Below are 1,570 nucleotides of genomic sequence, written 5' to 3'. Positions count from 1 at the left end.
TAAAAAAATGCCAGACGTTAAGTCTGGCATCTTCTCATAATCGTAACCGGAAAGACTTACTCTACTTCACGAACATCCACACGCAGCTCTTTCGGCACTTCGAAAACGATGTTCTCTTCGCGGCCTTCCAGTGGGATCGCTTCCCCACCACCAAGCTCTTGCAGGCGAGCAATCACGTTTTGCACCAGGATATCCGGCGCCGAGGCTCCGGCCGTCACGCCCACACACTTCGCTTCTTTCACCCACGCTTCCTGAATGTCGGTCGCATCGTCAATCAAATACGCCGCTTTCCCCATTCGCTGGGCCAGTTCAGCCAGACGGTTGGAGTTAGAGGAGTTCTTAGAGCCGACCACCAGCACAACATCAGCCTGTTCCGCCAGCGCGCGAACCGCTTCCTGACGGTTGGTGGTGGCATAACAGATATCGTCTTTGCGCGGCCCGACAATTTTCGGGAAGCGTTGACGCAGCGCATCAATAACGTCAGAAGTGTCGTCAACGGAAAGCGTTGTCTGCGTCATGAAGGATAATTTTCCTTCATTTTTCACATTCAGTTTCAGCACATCATCCGGTGATTCAACCAGATACATTCCCCCTTGCGGGTTGCTGTACTGGCCCATTGTGCCTTCGACTTCCGGGTGCCCGGCGTGACCAATCAGAATGGATTCTTCGCCACGACGACTGGCACGGGCAACTTCCATATGCACCTTCGTTACCAGCGGGCAGGTCGCATCAAAAACCGTGAGGTCACGGCCTTTGGCTTCGTTACGCACCGCCTGAGATACGCCATGAGCGGAGAAAATCAGGATCGCGCCATCCGGCACTTCGCTGATTTGCTCGATAAAAATAGCGCCGCGCTCGCGCAGGCTATCCACCACATAGCGGTTATGCACCACCTCGTGACGGACATAAATCGGCGCGCCATAAATAGCCAGCGCGTTTTCCACAATGCTGATAGCGCGGTCTACGCCAGCGCAAAAACCGCGCGGGTTGGCCAACAGGATCTGCATTTTACGCCTCCAGTGCCGGTTCGACTTCCAGCACTTCAATATCAAAATGAACGGTATGCCCGGCCAGCGGATGGTTGAAATCAACCGTGATCGAGTCACCGTTGATTTCGCGGATCACGCCAGGCATCTCACTGCCGTCCATTGCGGTAAAGAGCATGATAGCGCCAATTTCTGGCTCGCCCGCGTCCATAAACTCCCGACGCGAGAAATACTGAATTAAGTCCGGACTTGACACGCCAAAGGCGGCATCCGGTTCCAGAGCAAAAGTGGTTTTATCACCTTCTTTTAGCCCCAGCAGGTGTTGTTCCAGTCCTTCAGACAGAGAACCGTCGCCCAGGCGAAACAGCGCAGGCTTGCCGTTATTGCGGGTTGACTCTGCGGTTGAGCCATCGTCGAGCTTAAGGGTGAAGTGCACCAGCACCGCACTGTTACTCTGTACTGATTTAGACATGCAGGTTGCTCTTTAAAATTGCTGCCGCCTGTTTGCCCGGTGGCGATACGCTTACCGGGCCAACAAGGATCGCAGTATATTGTAGATACTGTTATCGCCTGCAAGCCTTTTC

Annotated in this window: 2 protein-coding genes; both read right to left on the bottom strand. The window is 53.9% G+C overall.

The features are described 5' to 3' along the window. Positions 1 to 56: 56 nt before the first annotated feature. Positions 57 to 1,007: a 4-hydroxy-3-methylbut-2-enyl diphosphate reductase gene (gene ispH, locus FDW94_RS10610; RefSeq protein ID WP_003018925.1), complete on the bottom strand. Its 951-nt coding sequence runs from the start codon at positions 1,005 to 1,007 to the stop codon at positions 57 to 59. A gap of 1 nt (position 1,008) precedes the next feature. Further along, entirely contained in the window at positions 1,009 to 1,458 is a 450-nt protein-coding gene (gene fkpB / locus FDW94_RS10605; RefSeq protein ID WP_003018929.1) for an FKBP-type peptidyl-prolyl cis-trans isomerase, read from the bottom strand. Between the last annotated feature and the right edge of the window lie 112 nt (positions 1,459 to 1,570).

This window comes from Citrobacter sp. wls757 (assembly GCF_005280935.1).
Lineage (GTDB): Bacteria > Pseudomonadota > Gammaproteobacteria > Enterobacterales > Enterobacteriaceae > Citrobacter > Citrobacter portucalensis.
The sequence above is the reverse complement of the archived record's forward strand: the minus strand, read 5'-3'. Positions and strand labels throughout refer to the sequence as shown.